Source organism: Micromonospora vulcania, from assembly GCF_042658605.1.
GTDB classification, from domain to species: Bacteria; Actinomycetota; Actinomycetes; order Mycobacteriales; family Micromonosporaceae; genus Micromonospora; species Micromonospora vulcania.
In genome coordinates this window covers 1-15274 of sequence record NZ_JBHSQS010000032.1, presented here as the reverse complement: position 1 = coordinate 15274, position 15274 = coordinate 1, and the positions used below count along the sequence as shown (strand labels likewise).

Annotated in this window: 13 protein-coding genes; 11 read left to right on the top strand and 2 right to left on the bottom strand. The window is 70.2% G+C overall.

Annotated features, from left to right (window positions below; all coding sequences use genetic code 11):
- Positions 1-29: 29 nt before the first annotated feature.
- The 8 genes from nuoH (at position 30) to ACFQGL_RS29370 (ending at position 9348) form a co-directional block, all read left to right on the top strand.
- Entirely contained in the window at positions 30-1382 is a 1353-nt protein-coding gene (gene nuoH / locus ACFQGL_RS29405; RefSeq protein WP_377515875.1) for an NADH-quinone oxidoreductase subunit NuoH, read from the top strand.
- Between the two features lies 1 nt (position 1383).
- Positions 1384-2025 (top strand): NADH-quinone oxidoreductase subunit NuoI, encoded by a 642-nt coding sequence (nuoI, locus tag ACFQGL_RS29400; protein ID WP_377515874.1) that lies wholly within the window; start codon positions 1384-1386, stop codon positions 2023-2025.
- A complete protein-coding gene (locus tag ACFQGL_RS29395; RefSeq protein WP_377515873.1) occupies positions 2022-2792 on the top strand; it encodes an NADH-quinone oxidoreductase subunit J in 771 nt (256 codons plus the stop codon). Before nuoI ends, ACFQGL_RS29395 begins: the two co-directional genes overlap by 4 nt.
- Entirely contained in the window at positions 2789-3088 is a 300-nt protein-coding gene (nuoK, locus tag ACFQGL_RS29390) for an NADH-quinone oxidoreductase subunit NuoK (RefSeq protein ID WP_222954162.1), read from the top strand. The genes ACFQGL_RS29395 and nuoK overlap by 4 nt, the downstream gene beginning before the upstream one ends.
- A gap of 11 nt (positions 3089-3099) precedes the next feature.
- Positions 3100-5025, top strand: a complete 1926-nt coding sequence (gene nuoL / locus ACFQGL_RS29385) for an NADH-quinone oxidoreductase subunit L (protein ID WP_377515872.1) — start codon at positions 3100-3102, stop codon at positions 5023-5025.
- Positions 5026-5089: 64 nt separating this feature from the next.
- On the top strand, positions 5090-6622 hold the full coding sequence (locus tag ACFQGL_RS29380; RefSeq protein WP_377515871.1) for an NADH-quinone oxidoreductase subunit M: 1533 nt from the start codon (positions 5090-5092) through the stop codon (positions 6620-6622).
- Entirely contained in the window at positions 6619-8172 is a 1554-nt protein-coding gene (nuoN, locus tag ACFQGL_RS29375; RefSeq protein ID WP_377515870.1) for an NADH-quinone oxidoreductase subunit NuoN, read from the top strand. Before ACFQGL_RS29380 ends, nuoN begins: the two co-directional genes overlap by 4 nt.
- A gap of 90 nt (positions 8173-8262) precedes the next feature.
- Positions 8263-9348 carry a polyprenyl synthetase family protein gene (locus ACFQGL_RS29370; protein WP_377515869.1) on the top strand — a complete coding sequence of 362 codons (1086 nt, stop codon included), beginning with the start codon at positions 8263-8265 and terminating at the stop codon, positions 9346-9348.
- Here ACFQGL_RS29370 and ACFQGL_RS29365 read toward each other — a convergent pair.
- The gene (locus ACFQGL_RS29365) at positions 9324-10532 is read right to left on the bottom strand and encodes an MFS transporter (RefSeq protein WP_377515868.1); all 1209 of its coding nucleotides are present in this window, start codon (positions 10530-10532) and stop codon (positions 9324-9326) included. The two genes, ACFQGL_RS29370 and ACFQGL_RS29365, sit on opposite strands and share 25 nt — an antisense overlap.
- A 154-nt stretch (positions 10533-10686) precedes the next feature.
- Here ACFQGL_RS29365 and ACFQGL_RS29360 point away from each other — a divergent pair, with 154 nt between their 5' ends.
- Positions 10687-11469 carry an IclR family transcriptional regulator gene (locus ACFQGL_RS29360; protein ID WP_377515867.1) on the top strand — a complete coding sequence of 261 codons (783 nt, stop codon included), beginning with the start codon at positions 10687-10689 and terminating at the stop codon, positions 11467-11469.
- An 81-nt stretch (positions 11470-11550) separates the two neighbouring features.
- Here ACFQGL_RS29360 and ACFQGL_RS29355 read toward each other — a convergent pair whose 3' ends face one another.
- A complete protein-coding gene (locus ACFQGL_RS29355; RefSeq protein ID WP_377515865.1) occupies positions 11551-13677 on the bottom strand; it encodes a PhoX family protein in 2127 nt (708 codons plus the stop codon).
- 240 nt (positions 13678-13917) lie between these two features.
- On the opposite strand from ACFQGL_RS29355, the gene ACFQGL_RS29350 reads away from it, so the two are divergent.
- Positions 13918-14433, top strand: coding sequence for a sigma-70 family RNA polymerase sigma factor (locus ACFQGL_RS29350; RefSeq protein WP_377515910.1), 516 nt, complete (start codon positions 13918-13920; stop codon positions 14431-14433).
- Positions 14430-15137 (top strand): anti-sigma factor family protein, encoded by a 708-nt coding sequence (locus tag ACFQGL_RS29345; RefSeq protein ID WP_377515864.1) that lies wholly within the window; start codon positions 14430-14432, stop codon positions 15135-15137. The genes ACFQGL_RS29350 and ACFQGL_RS29345 overlap by 4 nt, the downstream gene beginning before the upstream one ends.
- Positions 15138-15274: the final 137 nt, after the last annotated feature.

Here is a 15274-nt window from a genome sequence, read left to right as displayed (position 1 = left end):
CCCGCGATCGTGAACGAGAGGTGGGCGCAGTGAACGCGTCATACCTGGCCCAGGACCCGACGCTGGCCGACTTCGGCCGGGATCCGTGGTGGCTGGTCCTCGGCAAGATTGTCTTCGCGTTCGCCTTCGGTCTGCTGGCCACCCTGCTCGGCGTCTGGTTCGAGCGGCGCGTGGTGGGCTACATGCAGGTGCGGCCCGGCCCCAACCAGGTCGGCCCGTTCGGCCTGCTGCAGACGCTGGCCGACGGTCTGAAGATGGCCTTCAAGGAGGACATCCTGCCGAAGGCGGCCGACAAGGTCGTCTACTTCTTCGCGCCGACCATCTCGGTGATCTGCGCGGTCACCGCGCTGTCGGTGGTGCCGTTCGGCCCGATGGTGAGCATCTTCGGTCACCACACGCCGCTCCAGGTCACCGACGTGCCGGTGGCGGTGCTGCTGCTGCTGGCCTGCTCCTCGATGGGCGTCTACGGCATCGTGCTGGGCGGGTGGGCCTCCGGCTCGACGTACCCGCTGCTCGGTGGCCTGCGCTCCAGCGCCCAGATGATCTCCTACGAGGTCGCCATGGGGCTCTCCATCGTGGCGGTGTTCATGACCGCCGGCACGATGAGCACCAGCGGGATCGTCGCCGCCCAGGGGCACGGCACCGAGCTGAGCATCAACGGCTGGTCGATCCCGGCACCGGGCTGGTACGCGATCCTGCTGCTGCCCAGCTTCATCATCTTCTTCATCGCCACCGTGGGCGAGACCAACCGGGCGCCGTTCGACCTGCCCGAGGCCGAGTCCGAGCTGGTCGCCGGCTTCATGACCGAATACAGCTCGCTGAAGTTCGCGCTCTTCATGCTCAGCGAGTACGTCGCGATGGTGACCATGTCGGCGGTCACCACCACGCTGTTCCTCGGCGGTTGGCGCGCGCCGTGGCCGATCACCATCTGGGAGGGCGCCAACTCCGGTTGGTGGCCGATGCTGTGGTTCTTCGGCAAGGTGATCGCGCTGGTCTTCGTCTTCGTCTGGCTGCGCGGCACGCTGCCCCGGCTGCGCTACGACCAGTTCATGCGTTTCGGCTGGAAGGTCCTGCTGCCGATCAACCTGGTCTGGATCCTGGTGCTGTCGGGCCTGCGGGCCATCGAGGACTGGGAGTGGCAGGGCAAGGCGATCGCGGTCGGCATCCCGGCCGGCTTCCTGCTGATCGCCACGCTGTTCTGGCCCAGCCGCAAGCCGAAGCCGCAGCCGACGGCGCAGGAACAGGTGGACAGCCGGCCGTACGGGAGTTTCCCGCTGCCACCGATGGATCTTCAGGTACCACCGAGCCCGCGCATCACGCGCGTGGTCGCCGAGCGGGAGCCGGCAAACATCGCCACCGGCTCGGACTCCAGGGAGGTGTGACGTGGGCGCGATCACCGGAACGTTCAAGGGATTCGGGGTCACCTTCTCGCACATGTTCAGGAAGGTCGTCACCACCGACTACCCGTTCAAGCCGCCGGTTTCGGCGCCGCGCTACCACGGGCGGCACATCCTGAACCGGCACCCGGACGGGCTGGAGAAGTGCATCGGCTGTGAGCTGTGCGCCTGGGCCTGCCCGGCGGACGCGATCTTCGTGGAGGGTGGCGACAACACCGACGAGCAGCGCTTCTCGCCGGGTGAGCGGTACGCCAGCGTCTACCAGATCAACTACGCCCGGTGCATCTTCTGCGGACTGTGCATCGAGGCCTGCCCGACCCGGTCGCTCACCATGAGCAACGAGTACGAGCTGGCCCGGGACAACAGGCAGGATCTGATCTTCACCAAGGAGCAGCTGCTCGCGCCGCTGCTCGAAGGCATGGAGCAGCCGCCGCACCCGATGCGGCTGGGTGACAGCGAGAAGGACTACTACGTCGGCGCGCTGGACAACCCGGGCACCTCGGCCGGCGCCGAGAAGTCCCCGATGAGCCCCGGCGGCTACCACGTCGAGGAGCATCCCGGCGTGACGTTCCCGGGTGCCGAGCAGGCCGCCCAGCGCGTGGCGGCCGGCAAGGGAGAGGGAGCATGACGTCCTCGACGGTGCTGGCCGCGGCCGGCGGGGTGTCCGGCGGCGAGCAGGTCACCTTCTGGATCCTCGCCCCGCTCGCGCTGATCGGCGCGATCGGGATGGTGGCCGCCCGCAACGCGGTGCACTCGGCGCTCTGGCTGGTGCTCACCATGCTCTGCCTGGGCGTGTTCTACGTGCTCCAGGCCGGGCCGTTCATCGGCATGGTGCAGATCATCGTCTACACCGGCGCGATCATGATGCTCTTCCTGTTCGTGCTGATGCTGGTCGGCCGGGACGCGTCCGACTCGCTGATCGAGACGTTGCGCGGCCAGCGGGTCGCCGCGATCGTGCTCGGGCTGGGCTTCGCCGGCCTGGTCGGCAGCGCGCTCTACCGGGCGCTGCGCAAGACCACCGCGGTCGGCCTGGAGCAGGCCAACGCGGAGGGGAACGTGCAGGCCATCGGCCGGCTGCTGTTCACCAAGTACGTCTTCGCGTTCGAGTTGACCTCGGCGCTGCTGATCACGGCGGCGGTCGGTGCCATGGTGCTGGCGCACATCGAGCGGCGCAAGCAGGACAAGATCGATCAGCCGTCGACCATGCGGGCGCGCTTCGCTCCGGGCAACTACCCCGGCCCCAAGCCGGGCCCCGGCGTCTTCGCGACCTCGTCCTCGGTGGCCACCCCGGCGCGGCTGCCGGACGGCCGGCTCACCGACCGCAGCACGCCGGCCATCCTCCCGATGCGTGAGATGACCGCGCAGGAGACCTCGCTGAAGGGGACGGAGCAGTGACGCCCGACTACTACCTCGTGCTGGCCGCGGTGCTGTTCACCATCGGCGCCGCCGGGGTGCTCATCCGGCGCAACGCGATCGTGCTGTTCATGTGCGTGGAGCTGATGCTCAACGCGGCCAACCTGACCCTGGTCACCTTCAGCCGGATCAACGGCGACCTCAACGGTCAGATCATGGCGTTCTTCGTGATGGTGGTGGCGGCGGCCGAGGTCGTGGTCGGTCTCGCGATCATCATGTCCATCTTCCGGACGCGACGCTCGGCGAGTGTCGACGACGCCAACCTGCTCAAGTACTAAGGGGCAAGCAAGTGGAAGAGACTGTGCAGTACGCAGAGGCCACGGGCTTGCTCGGCAGCGTCTGGCTGCTGGTGGCGATCCCGCTGGTCAGTGCGGCGATCCTGCTGCTGCTCGGCCGGCGGGCCGACCGCTGGGGGCACTGGTTGGGCGTGGCGGCCATCGGTGCCGCGTTCGTACTCGGCCTGGCCTACTTCTTCCAGCTCCGTGGCCTGGAGAACAAGTCGGCCGAGCTGAGCCTCTGGGACTTCATCGCGGTCGGTGACCTACGGGTCGACTTCGGCCTGCTGTTCGACCCGCTGGCCGCGGTCTTCGTACTCCTGATCACCGGGGTGGGTTTCCTGATCCACCTGTACGCGGTGGAATACATGGCGCACGACGCGGGCCGCCGCCGCTTCTTCGCGTACTTCAACCTGTTCGTCGCGGCCATGCTGCTGCTGGTGCTCGGCAACAACTACGTGATGCTCTACGTCGGGTGGGAGGGCGTCGGTCTGGCGTCGTACCTGCTGATCTCCTTCTGGTACGAGCGGCCGAGCGCGGCCACGGCCGGCAAGAAGGCGTTCCTGATGAACCGGGTCGGTGACACCGGTCTGGCCATCGCGATCTTCATCATGTTCGCGACCCTGGGCACCACCCAGTACGACGAGGTGTTCAACGGCGTCGGCGCGCTGACCGGCACCACGGTGCTGGTGCTCGGCCTGCTGCTGCTGCTCGGTGCGACCGGCAAGTCCGGTCAGTTCCCGCTCCAGGCCTGGCTGCCGGACGCGATGGAGGGCCCCACCCCGGTGTCGGCGCTCATCCACGCCGCCACCATGGTCACGGCGGGCGTCTACCTGATCGCCCGGTCCAACCCGATCTTCTCGGCCAACTCGACGCTCCAACTCGTGGTGGTCAGCGTCGGCGCGCTCACCCTGCTGATCGGCTGCATCATCGGTGCGGCCAAGGACGACATCAAGCGGGTGCTCGCCTGGTCGACCGTCAGCCAGATCGGCTACATGTTCCTCGGCGTCGGCCTCGGCGGCGCGGCGTACGCGCTGGCCATCGTGCACCTGCTGGCGCACGGCTTCTTCAAGGCCAACATGTTCCTGGGCGCCGGCTCGGTCATGCACGGCATGAAGGACCAGGTGGACATCCGCCGCTTCGGCGCGCTGTCGAAGTACATGAAGATCACCTGGCTGACCTTCATGATGGGCTGGCTCGCCATCATCGGCATGTTCCCGTTCTCCGGCTTCTTCTCCAAGGAGCCGATCATCGTGGCCGCCTTCGAGCGGGAGGACTGGACCGCCTGGCTCTTCGGCGGTGCGGCGCTGCTCGGCGCCGGGCTGACCGCGTTCTACATGACCCGGCTCTTCGTGCTCACGTTCCACGGGCCGGCACGGTGGACCGAGGACATCGAGCAGCCGCACGAGTCGAAGAAGCTGATGACCATCCCGCTGATCCTGCTGGCGGCCGGCTCGGTCGGCGCGGGTTTCCTGCTCGCCACCTCGGTGCCGGACTGGCTGACGGCGACCGCCGGGCTGGGCGGCCACGAAGAGGCGCACGAGCCGGTCCTCTCGCACACCGTGATCACCGTGCTCTCGCTGCTGATCACCGTGCTCGGCGCCGGTCTGGCCTGGTTCCAGTTCCGGGCCGGCACGGCCACCGCGCCGCAGCCGGCCGGTCTGCTGGTCACCGCCGCCCGACGCAACCTCTACGTCGACGCGGTGAACGAGGCGGTCTTCGAGAAGCCGGGCATCTTCCTCACCCGGGCGCTGGTCTTCCTCGACAACCGGGGCATCGACGGGCTGGTCAACGGGCTCGCGGCCACGGTCGGCGGTGGCTCGGGACGGCTCCGGCGGATGCAGACCGGCTTCGTGCGCTCGTACGCCACCTCGATCCTGGCCGGCGCGCTGCTGGTGATGGCGGCGTTCCTGGCCGTGCAGGCGGGGTGGTTGGCGTGATCGACCTCTTCCCGGCCGCCCCCGCCGGCGGACCACGCATCCACGACGGAGGTAAGGCCGCATAATGTCCAACTTCCCGTTCCTCTCGGTGCTCACCGTGGCGCCGCTGGTGGGTGCCCTGGTGGTCGCCCTCCTGCCGCGTCGCCGGCCGGAGTTGGCCAAGCAGGTGGCGTTCGTCTGGTCGCTGCTGGTGCTGGTGCTCTCGGTGGTCATGTGGGTGAGCTTCAAGGCCGACGGTCAACGGTTCCAGTTCCGTGAGTCGTACTCGTGGATCCCGAACTGGGGCGTCAGCTTCACCTTCGCCGCCGACGGCATCGCGCTGGTGATGCTGATGCTGATCGCGGTGCTGGTGCCGCTGGTGATCCTGGCGTCCTGGCACGACGCCGAGTCGTCGAAGCGGTCGGTGCCGGTCTACTTCGCGCTGCTGTTGGTCCTCGAGTGCACGATGATCGGCGTCTTCGCCGCCGCCGACGTCTTCCTGTTCTATGTGTTCTTCGAGGTCATGCTGGTGCCGATGTACTTCCTGATCGGCAGCTACGGCGGCCACCAGCGGCAGTACGCGGCGGTGAAGTTCTTCCTCTACTCGCTCGTCGGCGGGCTGTTCATGCTGGCCGCGGTGATCGGGCTGTGGGTGGTCGGCGGCAAGACCTTCGACTGGCAGGCGCTGTCGCAGGTGGACATCAGCACCGGCACCGAGCGGTGGCTGTTCCTCGGCTTCTTCCTCGCGTTCGCGATCAAGGCGCCGTTCTTCCCGTTCCACACCTGGCTCCCGGACGCCGGTGGCGCCGCGCCGGCGGGTGCCGCGGCGCTCCTGGTCGGTGTGCTGGACAAGGTCGGCACCTTCGGCATCCTGCGCTACTGCCTGCCGCTGTTCCCCGAGGCGTCCAAGTGGTTCGCGCCGTGGGCGCTGGCGCTGGGCGTGATCGGCATCATCTACGCGGCCCTGCTGGCGGTCGGCCAGAACGACCTCAAGCGGCTGGTGTCGTACACCTCGATCGCGCACTTCGGCTTCATCGGCGTCGGCATCTTCGCCTTCACCACCCAGGCCGGCACCGGCGCGGTGCTCTACATGCTCAACCACGGGCTGGCCACCGGCCTGCTCTTCCTGGTGGTGGGGATGCTGATCGCCCGGCGTGGTTCGTCGCTGATCAGCGACTTCGGTGGCGCCGGCAAGCTCGTCCCGGTGCTCGCCGGGGTGCTCTTCTTCGCCGGTCTCGCCTCGCTCGCGCTGCCCGGCACCGCGCCGTTCATCTCCGAGTTCCTGGTGCTGATCGGCACGTTCACGGTGAACAAGCCGGTCGCGGTCATCGCCACGCTCGGCATCATCCTGGCCGCCGCGTACGTGCTGTGGATGGTGCAGCGCACCACCCAGGGCACGCTCAACCCGGCACTGACCGAGGTCGACGGGATGCGCCGGGACCTCAGCCTGCGCGAGAAGGTCGTGGTCGCTCCGCTGATCGCGCTGATCGTGCTGCTCGGCTTCTATCCCAAGCCGGTCACTGATGTGATCAACCCCGCCGTCCAGGCGACCATGGACGACATCGGCAGGACCGACCCCGCCCCGTCGGTGGGCACCGTCCAGGAGGCGGCAAAGTGACCGAGTTGAAACTGCCGTCGCTCGACTACGCGGCGCTCGCCCCGATCCTGATCATGCTGGGCGTCGCGTTGCTCGGCGTGCTGGTCGAGGCGTTCATCCCCCGGCGCTCGCGGCACCTGGTGCAGTTGACGCTGGCCCTGCTGGCCGTCCTGGCCGCGCTGACCATGGTGGTCCTCAACGTCGACGACCGGATGCTCACCGCCGGTCAGGCCATCGCGGTGGACGGGCCGACGCTCTTCCTCCAGGGCGCGATCCTGGTGCTCGCCGCGATGGCGCTGCTGCTGATCGGTGACCGTGCGGTGGAGCGGGGCGGGGCGTTCGTGGCCCAGGCCGCGGTGACCGCCGAGTCCGCCGACGACCGGCAGCAGGCCGAGGGCCGCAACGGCCTCACCGAGGTGTACCCGCTCACCACGTTCGCGATCGGCGGCATGCTGATCTTCGTGGCGGCGAACGACCTGCTGACCATGTTCATCGCGCTCGAGGTCTTCTCGCTGCCGCTCTACCTGCTCTGCGCGCTGGCTCGTCGCCGGCGTCTGCTCAGCCAGGAGGCAGCGATGAAGTACTTCCTGCTCGGCGCGTACGCCTCGGCGTTCTTCCTGTTCGGGGTGGCCCTGATCTACGGCTTCACGGCCGGCACCCCGGATCGCGGGGCGGGGGTCGACTTCGCCACCATCAACGCGGCGGTGAACGACTCCCCGGCCAGCCCGCTGCTGCTCTTCGCCGGCATGGCGCTGCTCGCCATCGGCCTGCTCTTCAAGGCCGCGGCGGCTCCGTTCCACGTCTGGACGCCGGACGTCTACCAGGGCGCCCCGACCCCGGTCACCGCCTTCATGGCCGCCTGCACCAAGGTCGCCGCGTTCGGCGCGCTGCTGCGCGTCTTCCACGTCGCGTTCGCGAGCGCGGCCTGGGACTTCACCCCGGTGCTCGGCGCGGTGGCGGTGCTGACCATGCTGGTCGGTGCGGTCCTCGCGGTCACCCAGACCGACATCAAGCGGCTACTCGCGTACTCGTCGATCGCCAACGCCGGCTACCTGCTGGTCGGTGTGCTGTCGCCGGGCAAGAACGGGCTCTCCGGCACGATGTTCTACCTCGTCGCGTACGGCTTCTCGGTGTTGGCCGCGTTCGCGGTGGTGACCCTGGTCCGGGATTCCGACGGCGAGGCCACCCACCTGTCCCGTTGGGCCGGGCTGGGCAAGCGCTCGCCGTTCTACGCCGGGCTGTTCACCTTCATCCTGCTGGCCTTCGCCGGTATCCCGTTGACCAGCGGGTTCACCAGCAAGTTCGCGATCTTCGGGCCCGCGCTCGAGGGCGGGCAGGCGTGGCTGGTCATCGCCGGTGTGCTGACCAGCATGGTGCTGGCCTTCCCGTACCTGCGGGTCGTGGTGATGATGTGGCTCTCCGAGCCGGGCGAGTCCACCCCGACCGTGACCGTGCCCGGTGGGCTCACCTCGGCCGCGCTGATGATCGGTGTCGTGGCCACCCTGGTGCTGGGCGTCGCGCCGGCTCCGCTGCTCGACCTGGCCGCCGGGGCCGCCGAATTCGTGCGATGACCAGAACAGCAACGACCGGGGGCCGGTACGCGTTCGCGTGCCGGCCCTCGGTGCGCATCCCCGACCCGGAGCAGGTCGAGGGGGTGTGGCATGGTTGATGGCGTGGTGATACCGGCTGGCGAGCGTTCAGGTGCCACCGGCTCCGGCGGTCGTCGGGGTCGGGCGAGCACGAGTCAGTTCGGCGCGCTCGGCCTCCACCTCGCCGATCCAAGCGTCGAGGCTTCCGTGCTGGGTCTGCTGGACGCTGTCGAGGTCGAGCTGCGGGCCAGTGTGGCCAGCGCCGACCCGTTCGTCACCGAGGCCGCCCGGCACCTTGTCGAGGCCGGTGGAAAGCGGTTCCGGCCGCTGCTGGTGGCGCTGGGCGCCCAGTTCGGTGACCCGGCCGGCCCGCAGGTGATCCCGGCGGCCGTCGTGATGGAGCTCACCCACCTGGCCACGCTCTACCACGACGACGTGATGGACGAGGCGTCCGTGCGCCGGGGTGCGCCGAGCGCGAACTCCCGCTGGACCAACTCGGTGGCCATTCTGGTCGGCGACTACCTCTTCGCCCGGGCCGCCGACATCGCGGCCGAGTTGGGCCCCGAGGCGGTCCGGTTGCAGGCGCGTACGTTCGCCCGGCTGGTGCACGGCCAGATCGCGGAGACCGTCGGGCCGCGTGAGGGCGACGATCCGGTCGCCCACTATCTGCACGTGATTGCCGAGAAGACCGGCTCGCTGATCGCCACCTCGGCCCGGTTCGGCGGCATGTTCGGTGGCGCGTCCGTCGAGCACGTCGAGGCGCTGGCCGGCTACGGCGAGACGATCGGCGTCGCCTTCCAACTCTCCGACGACCTGCTGGACATCGCCTCGGAGTCGATGCAGTCGGGCAAGACGCCCGGCACGGACCTGCGCGAGGGTGTCCCGACGCTGCCGGTGCTCTACGCGCGCGCGGCGGACGACTCCGACGCGTCCTCGGTGCGGCTGCGCGAGATCCTGGCCACCGGCCCGCTGACCGACGACGCGCTGCACGCCGAGGCGCTCGGGCTGCTCCGGGAGAGCCCGGCGCTCAAGCGGGCCCGGGAGACGGTACGCAGCTACGCCGAGGACGCCCGCAGCCGCCTGGCTCCGCTCCCGGCCAGCCCGTCGCGGCGGGCCCTGGAGTCCCTCTGCGACTACATCGCCGACCGCACCAGCTGATCCTCGCCGCGGTTTGCCGTTCGGGTCAGCAGACGGCTGCCGACGAGCATGAGAGCGGCGGCGAGCACCATGGCCACCGCCGCCGTGCCCCACATCGCCGGATAGCCGAGGTGGGCGGCGAGCGGGCCGAGGCTCAGTGGACCCAGGCAACCGCCCGCGTACACCCCGGTCTGAGTGATCGAGGTGGCGGCGGCCGGGGCCTGCGGGTGCAGTCGGACCACGGCGAAGTTCATCAGCCCGGGCCAGGCCCAGCCCAGGCCGAAGCCGAGCAGTACGCCGGCCACCAGCGGCACCGTGCCGGTCAGGGCGAGCAGGCCCAGCCCGGTCGCGCCGACCACCAGCATCGCGGCGATGAGTGCGACGTGGCCGCCGGCACGGCGGTCGGCCAGCCAGCCGGCGCCGACCCGGGCGACCACGCAGACCGCGCTGCCGAGGGTCAGGGTGAGACCGGCCAGGCCCGGTGACAGACCTCGGGCGGCCGCCGAGTCCACCAGGAAGGTGCCGAGGGCGTTGGCCGCGCCCGCCGCCAGCGTCGCCGCCGCCCCGATCACCACCAGCGCCGCCGTGGCCCGGCCCGCACGCGCGGCGGCGCTCTGGCGGGCCAGGACGGGCTCGTGCCGGGGTACGGCGGGCAGCGTCGCCAGCGCCGCTCCCGCGGCGGCCACGAACGCCCAACGCCAGCCTGCCGTGAGCGCGATGGTGGGCACGGCCGCCCCGGCCAGCAGGGTGGAGACCGGGATGGCCGCCTGCTTGACACCGAACGACAGCCCCTGCCGGCGGGCCGGCACGTGCCGGGCCAACGTGGCGTTGCTGGCGAGTTGGCCGAGGGCGTTCGCGGCGGCGCTGAGGGCGAGCAGGCCGACCAGCATGGGGTACGACCGGGCGAGCGCCGCGACGGCCAGCATCGACCCGGCGGCCAGCAGGATGGCGCAGCGGGCCACCACGGCCGGACCGTACCGTTCGACCAGCCGGCCCGACGGCACCGAGGCCAGCGCGCTGATCCCGAAGTAGATGGCCACGGCCAACCCCAGGCCCGCCGGGGAGAAGTGAAGGTCGGCACCCATCTGCACGGCGAGGCCACCGAGAAGGAAGACCGGCAGCACGACCGCGATGGTGGTCGCGACGGCACCGGCACTGACCCGGATCGGACGGGCCGGGGCGAGGGTGAGGGCGTTGTCGGTCATAGTCCGGCAAACCTACGCGAGACCTACTCGTACCACTCTTCGTGAGCGGCGGGGCACAGGCCGTGGATGGCGATCTGGCATCCTCGACCCGAACAGGCATTTCGCACCGGGCCTGTTTTTCATATGGTGTAAGTCCCCGGCCTCGGAGGTGGTTGTGCGCGACCCCTTGGCAGAACCTTCGGACCTGATCCGCAGCGTGTCCCGTGCGCTGCGGGTGCTGGAGTCGGTCGGTCGCGCCCCGAAGGGCCTGACCGTCAAGCAGATCGCACGGCGGTGCGAGTTGACTGTGGCCACGACCTACCACCTCGTCCGGACTCTCGCCTACGAGGGCTACGTGATCCGCCGCGAGGACGGCACGTACATCGTGGGGTTGGAGATTGCCGACCGCTACCGCGAGCTGGTCACCGCGTTCCGCGGGCCGCCAGTGGTCGGCGAGACGCTACGGCGGGCCGCACTGGACACCGGCTACAGCCACTACCTGGGTCGCTTCGTCGGCGGCCAGGTGGCCATCACGGCGGTCGCCGAGGGCCACCGCTCGCCCTACCTGGAGGACCTGGTCCCCGGCTTCGACGAGGGGGCGCACGCCACCGCCCTCGGCAAGGCCCTGCTCGCCACCCTCACCGTCGAACAGCGCTTCCGCTACCTGCGGGAGTACGGGATGCGCCCGTTCACCACCAGCACGCTCACCAGCACCGAGACGTTCGAGGCCGACCTGGCCGCCGGTGACCGGCGGGGGATGCAGCTCGAGATGGGGCAGTTCCGCCAGGGGGTGGCCTGCGCGGCGGTGCTGGTCACGCCGGACAAGGACATGGAGCGCCGGATCGTGCTGGCCTGCGCGCTGCCGGCCAGCGAGATGATGACCTCGGCCCGGGTGGTCCGCGCCAAGCTGCTCACGGTGGCCCGTGCCGTCGCCGATGGCATCGCCACCGACCACTGACCCGGTGACGCCGAGAGGCCCTCTCCCGGGCTGGGAGAGGGCCTCTCGTGGCGGTCCAGCGCCGAACCGCCGGGGGTAACGTCAGCTGCCCACCGGGCCGCCGTCGAGGCGCCAGGTGACGACCACGCCCGGCTTGGCGTAGTCCCCGTCCGGCCAGTTGGACGCCGGGTTCTCCACCGACGCGCCAGTGATCTCGCCCGGGTGCTGTACGGCGACGAAGACCGAGCGGTTGTCGCCGGTGATGAACGGGCCGCAGGTCTCCGCGCCGAGCGGCACGGTCAGGAACTGCTTGAGGTGACCCCGCTCCGGGCCCTCCACCGCGACGGCGAAGAGGCCGTCGTTGCTGCCCAGCGCGTTGCCGTCCGTGGAGATCCACAGGTTGCCGGTGGCGTCGAACGCGACGTTGTCCGGGCAGGAGATCGGGGAGACCTTGGTCTTGTCGTACCCGGAGAAGAAGGTCGACGGGTCGGTCGGGTCGCCGCAGACGATCGGCAGCGACCAGGCGAAGGTCTCGGCGGTGTTGTCGCCGCGGTCCTCGACCAGCTCCAGGATCTGCCCGTGCTTGTTCAGGTTGCGCGGGTTCGCCTCGTCGGCCGGGGCCTTGTCGGCCTTGCCCCGGTCCGTGTTGTTGGTCAGCGCCACGTACACCTTGCCGGTGAGCTTGCTCGGCTCGACGTCCTCGGGGCGGTCCATCTTGGTCGCACCCACCTTGTCGCCGGCGAGCCGGGTGAAGGTGAGCACGTCCGCGGCGGTCATCCCGTCCACGTACGAGCGGTTGCCGCTGACCAGCTTGATCCACCGGCCCCGGCCGTTGAACGCGCCGTCGGTGGGCAGCTTGCCCGAGCCGTCGATCTCGCCGGCGCTGGTCTGCTCCAGCTTCGCGACGTAGAGCGTGCCGGACTCCAGCAGGGTCAGGTTGTGCTTGCGGGCCACCCAGGAGTTGCCCGGCATGAACTTCTTGTCCGAGACGAACTTGTACAGGTAGTCGAAGCGCTCGTCGTCGCCCATGTACGCGACCACGTGCCCGTCCTTGGCCACGATCACGTTCGCGCCCTCGTGCTTCAACCGGCCCAGCGCGGTGTGCTTGCGCGGGCGGCTCTCCGGGTCGAACGGGTCGATCTCGACGACCCAACCGAAGCGGTGCGCCTCGTTCGGGTGCTTGGCCAGGTCGAAGCGCTCGTCGGCGCGCTCCCACTTGCGGCTGCCGCTGGGGTAGCGAGCGGTGGTGGTGATGCCGTAGCGCTCGAACTTCGGCTTCAGCTCCGCCGGAGCGGCGTCGGCGCCGACGAAGTACTGGTTGAAGTTCTCCTCGCCGGAGAGCACGGTTCCCCACGGGGTCACGCCCCCGGAGCAGTTGTTCAGCGTGCCGACGACCGTACGGCCCTTCGGGTCGGCGGCGGTCTTCAGCCAGGCCGAGCCGGCGGCCGGGCCGGTCAGGTCGAACTTGGTGCTCAGCGCGGTGACCCGCCGGTTGTACGGCCGGCGTCCGTTGGCCACCGGCTTCCACTGCCCGGTGCCGGCGACCCGCTCCAACTCCACCACGGACATGCCGTGCGCGGCCATCGCGGTACGCAGCTGCTCCACCGAGAGGCCGTCCAGACCGGGGAAGCCCGGGAACATGAGGTCCTCGTTGGTGTACTCGTGGTTGACCACGAGCAGCGCCCGGTTGCCCCGCTTGTCCAGCGGCAGCACGCCCACGAAGTCGTTGTTGTAGCCGAACTGCTTGGACTGCGCCGCGGCGGTCTGGCCGTGCAGGTCGAACTCCGGCGCGCCCGGCAGCACCGGGTCACCCCACTTGATCACCACGGCGTTGTCGTAGCCGTTCGGCACGACCAGGGTGTCCAGCTTGTTCGGCGGGATCGGCTTGAAGCTCAGCGCGCCGCTGCCGACACCGGTGCTCGGGCGTCCGAAGCCGAAACCCTCCGGGACGTCCGGAACCTCCGGGGCCGCCATGGCCGGAGCCGCGCCGGCCAGCGCGCCGGCCGCCGCACCACCGAAACCGAGGACCAGCGCGCCGACCGCGCCGGCCCGGACCACGCCGCGCCGCGAGACCTCCGCGTTCACCACATCACCGAAGTACGCGTTGTCGGAGGTGTTCGGGACCGGGTGGTCGCAGGCATTTCCGCAGCGGTAGAGACAGGTCATGGCGTCACGACCGCCGTGGCGGGTGGCGCCGAGCAGCGGGAGCAGCCGGGGACGGTCGCTCATGGGAGGAGCCTCCTGGGAAGGTCGGTGGCACGCTGGATCGGGACGGTGGCCGGGCGTACCTGCCGGACGCTAGGAGGACGTGGTGAGCGGTCGTCGGCCTTGATGTGAACCAGGCGTGAACACCTCGCCGGGCGCCGCTCGGCGCAACCGGTCTGACCTCGTGCTGAACCGATCGACGTGACCGCACGTATTCCCGGACGAACGCACCGCCGGACGCGCGCCGGAAGCGAGGAGACCGCCATCAGCGACCATGACGCCCAACTGCTACGCGCGCTGCACGACGAGCATGCGGAGGCGCTGTACGCGCACTCCCTACGGCTGGTCAACGGCGATCGGCAGCGCGCCGAGGACCTCGTGCAGGAGACGCTGCTACGGGCCTGGCGGCACCCCGAGTCGCTTGACCCGGAACGCGGCTCGGTGCGGGCCTGGCTCTTCACCACCGCCCGCAACCTGGCCATCGACGCCTGGCGGCGGCGGTCCACCCGGGTCGGCGAGGTGTTCACCGACGAACTGCCCGAACCGCCCGAGGTGGTCGACGAGGCCGAGCGGGCGGTGGAGGCGTGGACCGTCGCCGAGGCGTTGAACCGGCTCAGCCCCACCCATCGGGAGGTGCTGGTCGAGTGCTTCTACCAGGGACGATCGGTGGCCGAGGCGGCGTCCCGGCTGGGCGTACCGCCGGGCACCGTCAAGTCCCGCACCCACTACGCGCTGCGGTCACTACGGTTGGTCCTGTCCGAGATGGGAGTGACGGGATGACCCGGTGCGAGTTCGCGCACGACGATGGCGCGTACGTGCTGGGTGCGCTGGCCCCCGCCGAGCGGGCAGCCTACGAGCGGCACCTCGCCGGATGCGCCTCCTGCCGGGAGGCGGTCGCGGAGATCGCCGTCCTGCCCGGTCTGCTCGGCCGTCTCGATCCGGCCGGGCTGGAGCAGTTCCTGCCACCGCCGACCCCACCCCGGGTGCCCGCGTTGCTCGAGGAGGCCCGCGGCCGGCGACGCCACGAACGGTGGGCCAGGCGCCGGGGGTACGCGTTGACCGGGCTGGTCGCCGCCGCGCTGGCGCTGGTGGTCGGTGTCGGCGCCGCCACCCTGCTGAACGGAACGCCGGGCGATCCCGGCTCGCCGGGGATCCCCGCACCGCAGGTGTCGATGGTCGCCATGCGACCGGTGGCCTCCTCCGGGCCGGTGCACGCCGAGCTGGGACTGAAGGGCACCGAATGGGGCACCGAGGTGACGATGCGCTGCGGGTACGACCCGCGTACCGGCTACGGCAAGGCGTACACCTTCCGGCTGGTGGCGCGCGGCGCGAACGGCGCCACCGAGCAGATCGGCTCCTGGCTCGCCGCGCCCGGGGATGACCTCCGGTTCACCGGCGCCACCCGGTTCACCGACGCCGAACTGGTCAGCGTCGAACTCCAACGCGCCGACGGCACCCCCATCCTCACCTACGCGGTCCCCTAACCCGCCCCCCCGCGAGTCCCGCCCCGCGCGCCGCGCGCCCGGTACGCCGCGTCGATCTAGGGCATATCGCTGTGGATGGAGATCCTCTGGCGGTGATATGCCCTAGATCGACGTAGTGGGGGTGGGCGCGGGGGTGG